The organism is Clostridium sp. AF23-6LB, from assembly GCF_003461085.1.
GTDB lineage: Bacteria > Bacillota > Clostridia > Lachnospirales > Lachnospiraceae > Coprococcus > Coprococcus ammoniilyticus.
The window spans coordinates 218,725-232,589 of record NZ_QTWK01000005.1 but is presented as its reverse complement, the minus strand read 5'-3'; the positions used below and the strand labels follow the sequence as shown (position 1 = coordinate 232,589).

The 13,865-nt window shown below is 38.4% G+C and carries 11 protein-coding genes; all 11 read right to left on the bottom strand.

All coding sequences use genetic code 11. The features are described 5' to 3' along the window. Positions 1-5: 5 nt before the first annotated feature. The 11 genes from DWY07_RS12465 to DWY07_RS12420 all read right to left on the bottom strand — a co-directional run bounded on the left by DWY07_RS12465 (position 6) and on the right by DWY07_RS12420 (position 13,768). The gene (locus DWY07_RS12465; protein WP_117823466.1) at positions 6-2,801 is read right to left on the bottom strand and encodes a leucine-rich repeat protein; all 2,796 of its coding nucleotides are present in this window, start codon (positions 2,799-2,801) and stop codon (positions 6-8) included. 87 nt (positions 2,802-2,888) lie between these two features. Then, complete coding sequence (gene rfbB / locus DWY07_RS12460) at positions 2,889-3,875, bottom strand: dTDP-glucose 4,6-dehydratase (RefSeq protein ID WP_117785090.1); 987 nt, start codon at positions 3,873-3,875, stop codon at positions 2,889-2,891. A gap of 566 nt (positions 3,876-4,441) precedes the next feature. Continuing rightward, complete coding sequence (locus tag DWY07_RS12450) at positions 4,442-5,839, bottom strand: ATP-binding protein (RefSeq protein WP_117823464.1); 1,398 nt, start codon at positions 5,837-5,839, stop codon at positions 4,442-4,444. A 206-nt stretch (positions 5,840-6,045) separates the two neighbouring features. After that, positions 6,046-8,130, bottom strand: coding sequence for a hypothetical protein (locus DWY07_RS12445; RefSeq protein ID WP_117823462.1), 2,085 nt, complete (start codon positions 8,128-8,130; stop codon positions 6,046-6,048). 45 nt (positions 8,131-8,175) lie between these two features. Then, positions 8,176-8,319, bottom strand: coding sequence for a hypothetical protein (locus tag DWY07_RS13260; RefSeq protein ID WP_173783848.1), 144 nt, complete (start codon positions 8,317-8,319; stop codon positions 8,176-8,178). Continuing rightward, the gene (locus DWY07_RS12440; RefSeq protein ID WP_117823460.1) at positions 8,309-8,686 is read right to left on the bottom strand and encodes a hypothetical protein; all 378 of its coding nucleotides are present in this window, start codon (positions 8,684-8,686) and stop codon (positions 8,309-8,311) included. Before DWY07_RS12440 ends, DWY07_RS13260 begins: the two co-directional genes overlap by 11 nt. Before the next feature lie 93 nt (positions 8,687-8,779). Beyond that, entirely contained in the window at positions 8,780-10,084 is a 1,305-nt protein-coding gene (locus DWY07_RS12435) for a hypothetical protein (protein ID WP_117823458.1), read from the bottom strand. 400 nt (positions 10,085-10,484) lie between these two features. After that, a complete protein-coding gene (locus tag DWY07_RS12430) occupies positions 10,485-11,732 on the bottom strand; it encodes a hypothetical protein (RefSeq protein ID WP_117823456.1) in 1,248 nt (415 codons plus the stop codon). A 388-nt stretch (positions 11,733-12,120) separates the two neighbouring features. Next, positions 12,121-12,261: a hypothetical protein gene (locus tag DWY07_RS13255; protein WP_173783847.1), complete on the bottom strand. Its 141-nt coding sequence runs from the start codon at positions 12,259-12,261 to the stop codon at positions 12,121-12,123. 20 nt (positions 12,262-12,281) lie between these two features. After that, on the bottom strand, positions 12,282-12,836 hold the full coding sequence (locus DWY07_RS12425; protein ID WP_117823454.1) for a hypothetical protein: 555 nt from the start codon (positions 12,834-12,836) through the stop codon (positions 12,282-12,284). A 554-nt stretch (positions 12,837-13,390) separates the two neighbouring features. Next, positions 13,391-13,768, bottom strand: coding sequence for a hypothetical protein (locus DWY07_RS12420; RefSeq protein ID WP_117823452.1), 378 nt, complete (start codon positions 13,766-13,768; stop codon positions 13,391-13,393). Positions 13,769-13,865: the final 97 nt, after the last annotated feature.

Genomic DNA, 13,865 nt, shown 5'->3' with positions numbered 1-13,865 from the left:
ATTGCTCAGGAAACCTTAATCGTTATCTTCTTCGATTTTCCTCTATATTTTGAAGTTCCTTTTGCCTTTACCGTAATTGTATAGGTTCCCTTTGGCGTTCCTTTCCTTACTGTTACCTTTCCTTTTTTGCTAACAGTAATATATGCTTTCGAAGCCTTTGATCTGGAATATGTCACCTTACCCTTTGCATTCTTTACCCCGATTATAAAGGAATGCTTTTTGTTAAGCTTTCCGGTTGATTTTTTTGCTTTGTAGGTTTTTGAAGCCACCTTTACCTTCATTGGATTCGACTTTTTAATCATTAATTTCGCTACATTGGATTTCGCTGAATTGCTGGTTGCTGTTGCTTTTGCACTTGCAATTACATAATAGGTTCCAACCTTGGAAGGATATGTAGATAACCGCTTCGTACACTTCGAATCTGAATAATATTTATAGGTAATCTTCCCTGCCGCGCCTTTTACGCTTGCAGCACCTATCTTTTTTCCCTTTCCAGTATAGGTAACTGTCTTATTCTTCAGTGTCAATGTTGGTGTGGTCTTTGTAACCTGTGACTTACCCTGCACCGTCAAGGTAAGTGACGTTTCATGATATTTTGTTTTTGCTGTGATAGTTACTTTACCACCGCCCACAAATGTAATCTTTCCATTTTTATCTACCGTTGCTACACTCTTCTTATCTGAGCTCCATGTGATATTCCCGCTTGTAAATGGACAATACATGCTAAAACCAGGATTTACCAGAACGACCTTCGCATTTACGCTCTTGCCTGCAGTATAAGTATCCTTGTCCATCTGTATAACAAATTTATAAGAATATGTCTCACCATCACCCCAAACAATACCGTCCGTCGTAATTGCTTCTGTAAATTTCTTTTTCGGAATATTGATATTCTGTGTTATGGTACGGTCTGTCTGCTTCTCTGCCGTCTGAGCATCTGTATTTGAACCAAAGCACTGTACCCAGGTATAAATACCATTTATATAAAAGCAGCCAACTCCTATCGTAGTTGCTTTTTTACTTAAAATATTCTCCTTGTGTCCCGATGAATTCATCCAGTCATTCATGACTGCTGTTGCAGAAGACTGATTGATTGCAACATTTTCTGCATTCATATTCTTATTTGCTGAAAAGCAGCTTGCACCATCCGGCCTGGTATGTGAAAACAATACTGCCTGCTCACCGGCACGAATCATAGCCGTTTCTAACAATCCGGTATCCATCGTCAATGCATCAAGACCATTCTTTGCACGTTCTGCATTTACCTTGTCTAATACCTCAAATGCCTTCGTATAATCTCTTTTTCCTTTAATCTGAATTGTTTCTGCATAACGGAATCCATTGTAACCAAACCGCACCAGTTGATTATTGTTGCAGGTGATCACAACATCCTTTGCAAATGCATTTTCATCTACAAACTGCGTAGATGCAGGCAGCGTTATCTGTTTCAAGGATGGACAATTTGCAAATGCCTGACGATATATCTCTTTTACTTTTGGAAGATATACATCTGTTAATGCATAGCATTGTGCAAAATCAGCATATGTCACATATTCCAGTCCCATACCACGAAATGTTACAAGCTTCTGGCAGCTGTTAAATACCGATCCTTCCCAGCTTTTTATCGTTGCCGGGACTGTCACCTCGACCAGACTGTTACAGCCTAAAAATGTCCGCATACCAAGTGATGTCAGACCACCAAAATCAATGGAAGTAATCCCTGTGCATTTTTCAAACATTGAATAAGCGCTTTCTTTCATGCCTTTGCCAAACTTTACTGTTGTTATCTTGGTACAGCCCTGAAATGCAAAATTACCTGCTTCACTGATCTTATCCGAAAGTGTCAAGGTTCCGGATAAGCCGGACATATAAAATGCACCTTCTCCTAATGTTGTTACATTGGAAAAGTTTACCGTGTTCAAGCTGACATTATTATAAAATGCATAATCTCCGATCTTCTTCACATTCGAAGGTATCGTAAATGAGCCTGTTCCTCCATTAAACGGATACATCACTAATTCGGACTGATCCTTGGAATATACAACTCCATTCCGTGCAACATAGGCTGTGTTACCTGCTGCAACCGTATAACTCTCTATCGTTGTATTTCCAAAAAATACGAGCGGCGATATAGAGGTTACACCTGCAGGTATTGTAAATGTTGTCGGACAGTTATTTTGAAATGCATAGCTTCCTAAATCCGTCACCCCCGGTATCTCAATCCGGGTAACAGCTTTACAGTCACAATATGCTCCAGATCGAATCGTCTTCACAGAAGATGGCAAAACCACCTCTTGCAGTTTCGTACATCCATAAAATGCAGCCTCTCCAATCTCTTTCAGAGTATTCGGATAGGTTACATCTGTAATATCATACATTTCCACAAAATTCTGGCTTCCGATTTTTGTAATACCACTTTTTATTACAACCTTTTCAACATCTAAAGTATACCATGGTGCCTTATCAGAAGAACTGGCGTCCGGCATATCTCCTTTTCCTGATATCGTAAGTGTTGTGCCAGAAAGCGTCCATGTTACATTCTCCCAGGTTCCACTTTGTGAAGTGTCATTTGATGTACTCTGCAATGCAAGTTCCTCATCACTTGTATATAATTCCGGTCCTGCATTTTCCGACACCTCATATCCCGTTGCAGGCGTAATATCCCCTGTACTTTCTTCAATAGCTGCTGTAGCAGTTGTCATATTTTCTGCATATACATACCTGCCTGTTGTACCTAACATGCTGCAAATGGCCCCTATTCCTAATAATACTGCAATCCTGCTTCTCCCTTTTTTTCTCATAATTTCCTCTCTTTCTGCAATTACTATTCTTCGTGTAGTTATTTTTCTCAAAAACTTCAGCTCATCTCAACTTGCACAAATACTTATTCATCTTATCTGGAAATAATCATCTCCCCACCATTTCCTATTATCTAAATACCAACGGATTGTCCCCTTTATCCCATCCTCAAACTTTGTTTCCGGCAACCAGCCTAATTCATTATGTATCTTTGTTGGATCAATAGCATAACGCAAGTCATGACCTTTGCGGTCTGTTACATGCGTGATCAGACTTTCCGGCTTGCCTAGTTCCTTGCAAATAAGCTTTACAATGTCAATATTCTTCATTTCATTATGTCCGCCAACATTATAAACTTCTCCAACGCGACCCTTATGAATGATCAGATCAATTGCCCGGCAGTGATCCTTTACATACAGCCAGTCACGTACATTCACACCCTCCCCATAAACAGGTAAAGGCTTGTCTGATAATGCATTAATAATCATAAATGGGATCAGCTTCTCCGGAAATTGATATGGTCCATAATTATTCGAACAACGACTAATGGTAACAGGAAGTCCATATGTCCTATGATATGCAAGGACTAACAAATCAGCAGATGCTTTTGAACTGCTGTACGGCGAACTCGTACGAATCGGAGTCTCCTCTGTAAAAAATAAATCCGGTCTGTTCAACGGAAGATCTCCATATACTTCATCTGTACTTACCTGGTGATACCTTGCAATACCATATTTGCGGCAGGCATCCATCAGCACCGCCGTTCCTTTGACATTCGTATCTAAGAAAATCTCCGGATTCTCGATGGAACGGTCTACATGACTTTCGGCTGCGAAGTTCACTACCATATCCGGATGTTCTTCTTCAAATAGCCTATAGACTGCCTCTCTGTCGCAGATATCAATCTTACAAAAACGGAAATGCGGATTATCCATCGCCGAAGCTAGTGTAGATAAATTTCCCGCATATGTAAGCTTGTCCATACATACGATACGATCCTCCGGATAACTGTCCAGCATATAAAATATAAAATTGCTTCCAATAAATCCGGCTCCTCCGGTTACGATAATTGTCATGGTGTTTATCTCTTATCTATCCTATCTATGGTCTCAAATCTGCCCATGTTCGATGATTTTATATTAATCCTAATCATATTCCAAGTCAACTTATCGCATAAAATCGGAGTTAAATTACCAAAAGTTACACCCAGACATGCTGTTTATTACATCAAAGGGTTTTTTCACCCTTTTTCTACTATGCTTTTCCTGTCGACAAAACAGGCGCCAGCTCTTTCCTACCCGTACGGAAAAGGAATGTCTTACTGAGCTCCGGAAGCATCCGCAAAGTTACTTTGCTTATCAGAACATGACGCAGGAACGGAAGAACCGCTTTCTTGAATTTATGGAGGGTACGAAAACTCTGCCTTTAACCTATGATCCGTTTTTCAAGAAGCTATTCAATCCGGATATCTATCCGGAACGGTTATCCAGTCTGATCAGCAGTATCATCGGCACAAGAGTAACGGTTCAGTGTATCCTGTCAAATGAAGACAGCATGCTAGCCTATACGCATCTTCTCCTCTCTAAATTTGGGTATAAAAATACCCTGCCGGTTTTCACCAGTAGGGCTGACATCGAGTTGTTTACTTGTAAAGGTCCTCCAAGGTGATCAGCTGAACTTCACCTCGCTCCCGTGCTTGGAGCAGTCCATCCGTAAATCCACCTTTAGAGAAAATATAGTAGTGATAGGTGTTTCCTTTTCCGAAAACTGATGCATAATCCCTAATCAGCTCAAGCTCATCCACACCAATCTTCTCATTCCTATATTTGCAGGAGCCAATAATATACTCTTTTCCTTCTACGGGAGTTCCAACGATGTCGATCTGTATCTGCTTTTTCTTCTTGGAATCAGTTCCCCACCACTGACCAATTTCATTTAGTTCAATGGGGAGCTTGTCGGCATAGTACAACAGATAGTCCTGACACATCTTTTCAAATATCAAACCCATGTAATCGGGAAGATATTGTTTTACGGTGTGTGGATAGGTCTTTGCAATTCTGCCTGAATCAATTGCACTCATATTGACTGGGACAAAACGATACCAGAACCGGAAGAAGTTATCTGCCAGCAGGTAGATTGTTTTCTTACCAGGTTTTTCACTAATTGGAGTCTCCTTTTTTGCAATGCCTAGGTCAATCAAGGTTTTGAGATATTTCGATACAACAGAATTATCCTCCCCGACCTTCATCGTAATATCATTCAGTCGTGATGCTCCCTCAGCAATTGCCTTAATGATGGCATTATAAATGGCCGGCTCTCGCAGTTCCTGTTTGAGAAGATTTGCCGGCTCCTCATACAGATAGCTGGAGCGGTCAAACAGATTGTCGAGCAATGCTTCATCTACGCTGTCTCTTACATCCAGCTTGTTAATATAATGCGGAACACCACCTGTGATACCGTAAATCAGCGAATTATCCTCATCCGACAGATTCGGATGGAACACAGCTGTTTCCTTATAATCCAACGGTGCAATCTTAAATTGAGCTGTTCTTCTCCCATACAATGGGCTTTCTTTCCCAAGCACCTGACTTTCCATAAAGCTCATTGAAGAACCGCAGAGAATCAGGTACATCTTGGATTCCATCCACTTATGATCAATAATGTGCTGTAGCATAGCCGAAATAGCTGGTTTTGCCTTTGCTAGATAAGGATATTCATCAATAACAAAAACCATTCGTTTTTCTTTGGAAAGTGCTGTCAGCTCGTCCAGCGCAGCATCATATGACCGAAATTCCGGTGCAGATTCCATATCCGGTCTCTCAAAAGTCATGATTGATTTTGAAAGTGCCTCCAGATTTTCCTTCCCTGTCGTGTTGAGTGCCGAGAAGAAAATGGTCGGTTTTCCTTTACAGAACTCATTGATCAAGGCGGTTTTACCAACTCGCCGTCTTCCGTAGATGACGATGCATTCAAACTTGTCACCTTCATATCGCTTATTCAGCTTTCTAAGCTCATTCTCACGGCAATAAAACTGACTCATTCGCCCACCTCCAATTTATTACACTCGTGAGTTACTAACTCGTAAGTTACTTTCTTACGAGTATAATAACTCAATGGATGATCGAAGTCAAGCGAAATGGCGTGACCGCCATGGCTTAAAGGCTTCACAGTCAGGAGGCTCTCATGAATAATTATTGTGCATTTAGCAACAATTTATGGATATATACTACATATTTTCTCCACGCATTATCCTTTAAGCTGCAATGCATTCCAAATGTCCACATAAACATCTCCTGCACCAGTAATCATCACAAGCTGTGTTGCACACATATCTAAAAAAACATCCAGTGTATCGTACACGCGAAGCATCGTCCATACCTGCTGCAGACTCCGAAACAGAGAATTAAAAAATACATCTCTGGTTGTATATTTCATACCATCAAACAGCCTCGCCGCTGCCAGCTGGATATTCGCTATCCTTTTATTTAATCGATCCAGATTTTTCTCCTTTGTCTGATCCTGTGCATGATATGTAACCCGTAGTACACTCTCTAAAAAATTCTCAGTCATCATGCGATCTGTCAGGAAATCGTACTCCGGCATACAGATACTCATCGCCATTATCGGTTTCCTGCCAGGTATATAATCCTGTATATGATTTCCCAACTTATCATATAGCGCAATCAGTCCCTTCTCTTTCAAGCGTATCCTATGCCACAAAATCTGCTCCTGTGCATACAGCATACCATCGCCAAGTACACTCAATACACTTACATCATCTGCTTTCTCGTAGTTTCCGGGAAGCGGACATTTCTTGATTTCAACAAACATCACACGCTCCTTTCCTTCCAAGATCATATCGCAATCACGTTCTGCAAGATCTCCATCCTTATAATATTGCCCTGTGATATATGGAAAACGCTTCTCCCGAAACATTTGATAGACCAGCTGCTCCAGATACTCTCCCTGATTCCTGCTAAACTTCGTTCCATACTTTGCAAATAAGATCTGAAACATCACTTCATAAAATCCATATCCCGCCATCCTGCCATCCAGACAGAAATAAGTATCCGCATCCAGCCTGACAAGAGGCTTTCTCCAGCTATTTGTCTCATCCAGATAATACACAAAATCCTGATTCACCATATCAGCATCCAATGCAGTATCCAGCAAGATCTGTTCTAATTTGTAAGTGCTGATTCCCAGACGTTCCGATAATTCCTGCCTTTTAAATATCCTGGGCCCCTTTGCTGCATCCATCACATATATAGCAAATTCCAAATAATTATGAAAAGAATATACTCTCATTTTATCTCTGCCTGTACCATAAAATGGTTCCAGCATGTTTTGCAAAAGAAGCCTTACAAACTCCGGATGATATTGCCTTGGAATACAAAGTTTTTCAAAACATAGATTTTTCGCCAGCCGATATGGAAAATCCTCCAGATCAATAAAAACATCTTCCCAGGTCATATACCCCTGCAGCTGTAGAACCTCCAGATAATTCTGTGCCATCCGGATCAGCTCCTGATATCTGTGCTCTTTATATGCATTTGTGAATATTGATTCTGTTTTCAGAAATTTTAGCGACAGCTGAAGTAAATATTGATACGGTATTCTTACTTTGATATGGCGTTTTTCTCCCATTGATATCTTATTTCGATAGATCAGATATCTTCCAAGCTTCTCATGATATCGTGCACGAATCTCCCTGTCAAATAACTGACGGATCACATACATTCCACCAAGCTCTTTTATCCGTCTTTCTAATTCCGCAACCAAACACTGTTCGGAATCCTGTTCAAACTCCGGCTCTCCATTTACGATCTGAAATGAAAAACCTGCATTGATCAGATTTCTCGTTGATTCGATCAATACTGCTGTCTCTTCTGACATTTTCGGTGCATAGGGCTTACCGGACTTCTTCGATGCCCCATAAAGATGTCTGATGGTCTCCATGACCTGTGGCAGGTTGCCCATCTTAAAATAGGTTCCATTTGGCAGATACGCAAGCACATGCCCCAGAATATCCAGTTCAAGCTGCATATCCCGATTATTTATTGCTTCCTCTAGCTGCATATGTACAATGATCCGGCGAAAATCAACACTTTGAAACCATGTCCCTTTCAATGTTTTTTCTCTTGCCTCTTCCCGTTTGTCCGTACAATCCGCCTTTCCATCGTCAATGAAAGCTGCCAGACTTTTTATTGCTGCTTCGCATTCTTCTATTGACCGGTCACTGTTCGTCCATTCACCTCTCCGGAGTCTATCCGCCAGATCGCATGCTGCTTGATATAATTTGTTAAATGTTGTTTTATTTTTTAAATCCATATTAGCCTTGTCCCCCTGTTTGGTTATTTATAGTCTGAAGACCGTTTACACAAATCGTGATATATGAAAAAAGTCCGGATGCATGTCAAGGGATCTGAGAACTCCGGCAAAGCTGTCTATACCATACCTCAGATCTGTTCTGCCACATACTATGTTTATTTCAGAAAAACCAACTGCATCATTCAGCATCTACAAGGGCCTCCATGATGGAGCGGATCACTGCGGGAGCAGCACCGCCATCGATCTCTATGTGTATGCTACCGCGGTTTATCCTTATTCTTGAATTGCTGCATGAATCAAAGTTATTCTGATAATCAGCGCATTCCAACTTGACTATCTGTGGCTTCTCCGATTCAACTGGCAATTTTGGTTGAGGACCAGAGGACTGCATGCACGCCGCAAGTCTCAGCTGCTTGAACCAGTAGTAATACTGATCCTTTGATATGTTATTTTCAGCAAGCCAGTCCTTTGTTTTCATACCGCTGTTCCTGCATTCCTGAATAATCGCAGTCCAAGTCTCTAACTGCTTTTCCCGAATAGCAAGTCGTGTTGCCATAATCTACCTCCCGAATATTTGGATTTTTCGCTCTTATTTTCCAACTAGTTGAGGTAATTATAAAAAAATTCGGGTAAGATGGATAGGTACCGTTTACGAATATTCAGAAGTAACATCTACACGAAGTGAATTATCTTCTAATACCGGAGATACAATGGTAAAACAAATCCCATTATCCGTTATAGTCTGGTAATCAGATATTTCATAGCATACATCCAAATGATACCGTTGATAAATCTCACTATATAAACCATAAATAACTTCATCGAACCAACTTTTTATCTCATCCGCATCAAGGATATCAACACCTGCTTCATTTACTATACGCTCACGAAAATATTCCCTCTCATTCCGTTCTTCTTCCTGTATTGCATCCCAGGTCTCCAATACTTCATCTGATGTTACTTTGCTTTCAAATTCAGCATCTGCCTGACGAATAAAACCATCCATTTTATCAAAATCACCCAATATGATCTGATAAGAACTCCAAGACAGAACCTTGCTATGTGCAACATGATTTCTATCCTCTGTAAAATTATGTATCGCCTGCTTGAGTTGCTCCGGATTTTCAATATATGGCACAAATAAGTTGTTCCATATATCTTTTTCTACTGTACGGTTCGACTTAATAAATTCTGCTACATTATTGGCATTTTTACCATTTTCTGCTATCTCTAAAACTTTTGCATACTGGCTTTTATCTAATACAATCGTATCCTTATATACTTTTCTTTCAAACATTACTTTTTCCAATGTTTCCAGTGTCATTGAAAGAAAGTCCGCATTTATATTCTCAAATTCCGGTACACGTTTAATAAATTTCTGCTTCAAATTTTTTACCGACTCTGCCTCTTTTTCTAATCCGGTACTATTAAGCCAGTCAATTCCCATAAAATGAATCAATACCTTACTGGCAAATGCACGGAGATTATTCTCAACAATAAATGCTCTTTCATATGCCTCTTTACAGAGATACGCTGATTGCATATCGACTAACCAGGTACAAACTTTCCAGTCCTGGATGAGCCTGTTCTTTAATGCTATTTTTAGTTCTTCAAGCTTCTGATCATAACCTTCCGTTTCCGGGGCAGTAATGGTACATTCTAATCTTGCAGCTTTTCTTTCATATGTATTAATCCCAAATTCAATATGATATTTTGCTCCTTCATCTGTACAAATATCAAAGGTCTCATTTGCAATACGCTCCGATGAACCAAGATACGTTTGAATTCCCCACTTTAGCACTGTTAATGTATCTGCAACAATCTGTTTACAATAAGCATCACCATGATAATGTTCTTCCGTTACATCACAAGCAACCTCATTTGAAAAAACATGTGTCCACGTATAGAGTACATCTATATTTGTTATTTGATCCATTGAAAATTTTATAATCATTTTGTATCTCCCCCCTTCTGGTAATCTCAATATACACATACAAATTATCAATACCACCCTAGCATAATTCAAATATTTTCGTTACAACTGCATAAAATACTAAACAAAATGTCAATACCACAAAATTGAAAAACACGTGTCCACTAACATAGGAACCAATCAATATATGTGCCGACCCATTTATGGAAATCTCCTACAAAATGTCCTACCTTTTCTAAAAGAGCAACCGTATCATCTGGTACCTAATGCCTAATATATTTACTGTTCTTAACACACAAACTATAACTTACTCCATTCTTTCCAGTATAGAGAAGAAATTAGGATTTTACATTATTAAATAATTAGCTTAATGATATGGCGCTTTCTTTGTTGATCTGATATAAAAATATTGCATTATATTTTAATCATTTATATCCAACAGTTTTTCCACATCAATAAAAAACGTTCCGAGTATCATAAAATATGCAGCGTATGTCTTTGTTCTAATAATTCGTATGTCACTCCAGTCATACAAATTATCCTTATGCATATACGCATTTCTTGTTTTCTCAACATACTGTTCCAAGTATCCAATTACTCTATCTGTCATTTCTGTTCTATGTAAAACAAATTTTTTGTTTCCTTCTATCACTTTTAAAATATTTTTTGCCATTGTAAGAACCAGTTTCTGATTTGCATAGTTTAATGGTAATTTTTTTTGTCCTGTTTTTTCCCTGCCTTCTTGGTTAGCATAGAACATAAATTTATTATTTTCATTTTCACTTAGTACAAGTAAAATAGAAAATAACAATTGTTCTATTGATTTTAAATAACCCGCTACAATAGCTGTTTGTTCAATTCCCGCATCCGTTTTTACCTGCAAAGTATAATACCATTCAGAACTAATAAGGCTTTTTGAAAAATTGGCATTACTGATTAAAACTACATAATTCTTCTCAAACCTTTCTTTCATATTCATAATCTCTTTCTCATCAAAAATTGTTTGAAGCTCTTTTTTATAAAAATAGCTCAACAATTCTTTCTGTATCATTGCCCTATGCTTTTCTACTGCCTTTTTTGTTGGAATTGCAGATACAGTAATTCCCAACTTTTGCTCTGCATTATAATTATATTGTCCAACACATTCTTTAAAGTCATCATAATCATCTCTACCTAACATTTCCAAAAATTGTTTTACTACAATCTGCTCTACACGCTCCTTATATTTATAATTTCGGTATTTATAACTATTAGGTTTATAAAATTGTACTTGCCCATCCACTGAGTCTTGTAAAACAACAACCATCAATTTTTCAATGGCATACATTAGTTCATCAGAGACATTTGGCATAAAATTGGGTTTAAATGAAAGCAAAACTCCTATCGATTTATCATCCACTTCTAAGATAAAATCTACATCTTCATCTCCTGCAATTATTTTTATTGGGAGTTTCATCTGTTCACACATATCAATGCAAAGTTGACGACACCCATTAAGTACTTGATAATTACTAAAATAATCAACTGTTTTCATCAAAAGAAACTGTTTGTTAGATATGCAAAACAATGGAGTTACTCCAGAAATATCATTTGCCATGGAAAAATCATCTACTGTTTTATCTAATAACCTTATCATATCTGCTATCGCAGATTCATATAACATCTTCATATAACACCTCTCTATTCTTTTTAGTGCATGTTCAACAAAAACCTTGATTTTATTCCTACATACAAAAAAAGGCATACAGTATAGACCGCATGCCCTGGCTATTTGCAGAAATTATTCTGCCTTGTTAGGCTCTAATAAATCTGCCACTTTGCGAGTAGCAGGAACTACTATAGATATGATAGTAGCTGCTATTTCAAACCAATCAAGAACGACATTGAGTTTTTCTCTCATGTGGTGCTACCTCCTTTCCTGAGCATTGCCCAAAGAATAAATTCTGTAGTACCATGTCGTTAATATGCCATTTATATTATATGTTACATAATTCCAAAAATTTCATGTCCAATTTCTATTAGCCATCAAGCATAGCTGACTCCCAATATTATTTTTTTCAAACATCTCTCTGATTCTCTTTATCGAGAATAAATCTATACTTTTTCCCATCACTTCTAGTATCCTTTACGGGAATTGGTGTCGGAGTTACTTTCTTTGCCGGATTACTACCTTCTAATTCTTTATTCTTTTCACACATAACAATTCTCCTTTCATTTATTACCATAATAAAACTGTTGCATGAACGAAACATAGCAAAATACTAATCAATGCTGAGGAAAAACACACCATTGATGCAATTATAAACTTTACTCTTTTCTCATTTATTCCATTGTTCTTAGCATATATGTCTTGCAACATTTTCACTATCTGTGCATCACAATATGCATCTTGCACATACTTCTTCCACTGCAGATCATCCAAAATAGCAGATTCTATATTTTCTACAGATTCATATGTTTTAGTTTTAAAGCGCCATTGAGCCATAGAAGCACACACAAGACTAGCCAACATAAATGAAATGATAATTGCGATCCAAACATAAAAGAATACATACGGCAGTGCCCCTTTATATTCTATGCATACTGGCAACACTGTAAAAATCGCTGCTGTAGTAAATGCGAATGCAGTCTGCATATGACTTGCCTGTATTAACAAACTGTCTTCACGCCTTAATTCATTATCCATAGTCATTTGACTAATGCGTAATATTTGTCTGTACTGTGCCGATGAATAATCTTTATCTGTGATTATTTTATTTTCTCTTTCATTCATCCTTATTATATCCTTATTATATCCTTATATAGCTAACTTAATTATGTGGGGTTCAGAGGTATGGCCTCTAGGTGTCATTCCATTTATCTTAAGTCATATCTGTCCTTTGATTGTTTATTTCATGTAGTCATCCGGCTACGAACCCCAACCACACCCGTAGGGAATCCCATCTGAACCCACATATACGTCAATATTCCAGCTCTCATTAATGCTCCTCCGTCAACCTCAATACATTTAACGATTCTTTTGCCTTTAAGTGTCACCTTCATACAACTCAACCAAATTCTAAATAAAACAATAAATGACTTTATTATTTAATATATCTATATACTTACTTCACTTCATGGATTTTAATTAGATCTGCCTCTCAAAAGGCATAAAAGAAATCCCCCCTTTTATTCGATTACTTATATTTTATATATTATCCCTATTCATATGCAAAGTCAACATTATTTGACATGCCAAGGGATCTGAGGACTCCGGCAAGGCTGTCTATACCATACCTCAGATCTGTTCTGCCACATACTATGTATATTTCAGAAAAACCAACTGCATCATTCAGTATCTACAAAGACCTCCATGATGGAGCGGATCACTGCGGGAGCAGCACCGCCATCGATCTCTATGTGTATGCTGCCGCGGTCTATCCTTATCTTTGAATTGCTGTACGAATCAAAGTCATTCTGATAATTGGCGCATTCAAATTTGACTATCTGCTGCTTCTCGGTTTCAACTGGCAATTCTGGTTGAGGACCAGAGGCCTGCATGCACGCCGCAAGTCTCAGCTGCTTGAACCAGTAGTAATACTGATCCTTTGATATGTTATTTTCAGCAAGCCAGTCCTCTGTTTTCATACCGCTGTCCCTGCATTCCTGAACAATCGCAGTCCAGGTCTCTAACTGCTTTTCCCGAATAACAAGTCGTGTTGCCATAATCCACCTCCCGAATATTTGGATTTTTCGCTCTTATTTTCCAACTAGTTAAGGTAATTATAAAAAAATTCGGGTAAGATGGATAGGTACCGGCTAT

What these genes read in the sequence shown, in the direction of transcription:
- DWY07_RS12420 (WP_117823452.1), bottom strand. Translation starts at nt 13,768, where the DNA reads ATGGCAACACGACTTGTTATTCGGGAAAAGCAGTTAGAGACCTGGACT.
- rfbB (WP_117785090.1), bottom strand. Translation starts at nt 3,875, where the DNA reads ATGACAATTATCGTAACCGGAGGAGCCGGATTTATTGGAAGCAATTTT.
- DWY07_RS12440 (WP_117823460.1), bottom strand. Translation starts at nt 8,686, where the DNA reads ATGGCAACACGACTTGCTATTCGGGAAAAGCAGTTAGAGACTTGGACT.
- DWY07_RS12445 (WP_117823462.1), bottom strand. Translation starts at nt 8,130, where the DNA reads ATGGATTTAAAAAATAAAACAACATTTAACAAATTATATCAAGCAGCA.
- DWY07_RS12435 (WP_117823458.1), bottom strand. Translation starts at nt 10,084, where the DNA reads ATGATTATAAAATTTTCAATGGATCAAATAACAAATATAGATGTACTC.
- DWY07_RS12450 (WP_117823464.1), bottom strand. Translation starts at nt 5,839, where the DNA reads ATGAGTCAGTTTTATTGCCGTGAGAATGAGCTTAGAAAGCTGAATAAG.
- DWY07_RS12430 (WP_117823456.1), bottom strand. Translation starts at nt 11,732, where the DNA reads ATGAAGATGTTATATGAATCTGCGATAGCAGATATGATAAGGTTATTA.
- DWY07_RS12465 (WP_117823466.1), bottom strand. Translation starts at nt 2,801, where the DNA reads ATGAGAAAAAAAGGGAGAAGCAGGATTGCAGTATTATTAGGAATAGGG.
- DWY07_RS13255 (WP_173783847.1), bottom strand. Translation starts at nt 12,261, where the DNA reads ATGTGTGAAAAGAATAAAGAATTAGAAGGTAGTAATCCGGCAAAGAAA.
- DWY07_RS13260 (WP_173783848.1), bottom strand. Translation starts at nt 8,319, where the DNA reads ATGCTGAATGATGCAGTTGGTTTTTCTGAAATAAACATAGTATGTGGC.
- DWY07_RS12425 (WP_117823454.1), bottom strand. Translation starts at nt 12,836, where the DNA reads ATGAATGAAAGAGAAAATAAAATAATCACAGATAAAGATTATTCATCG.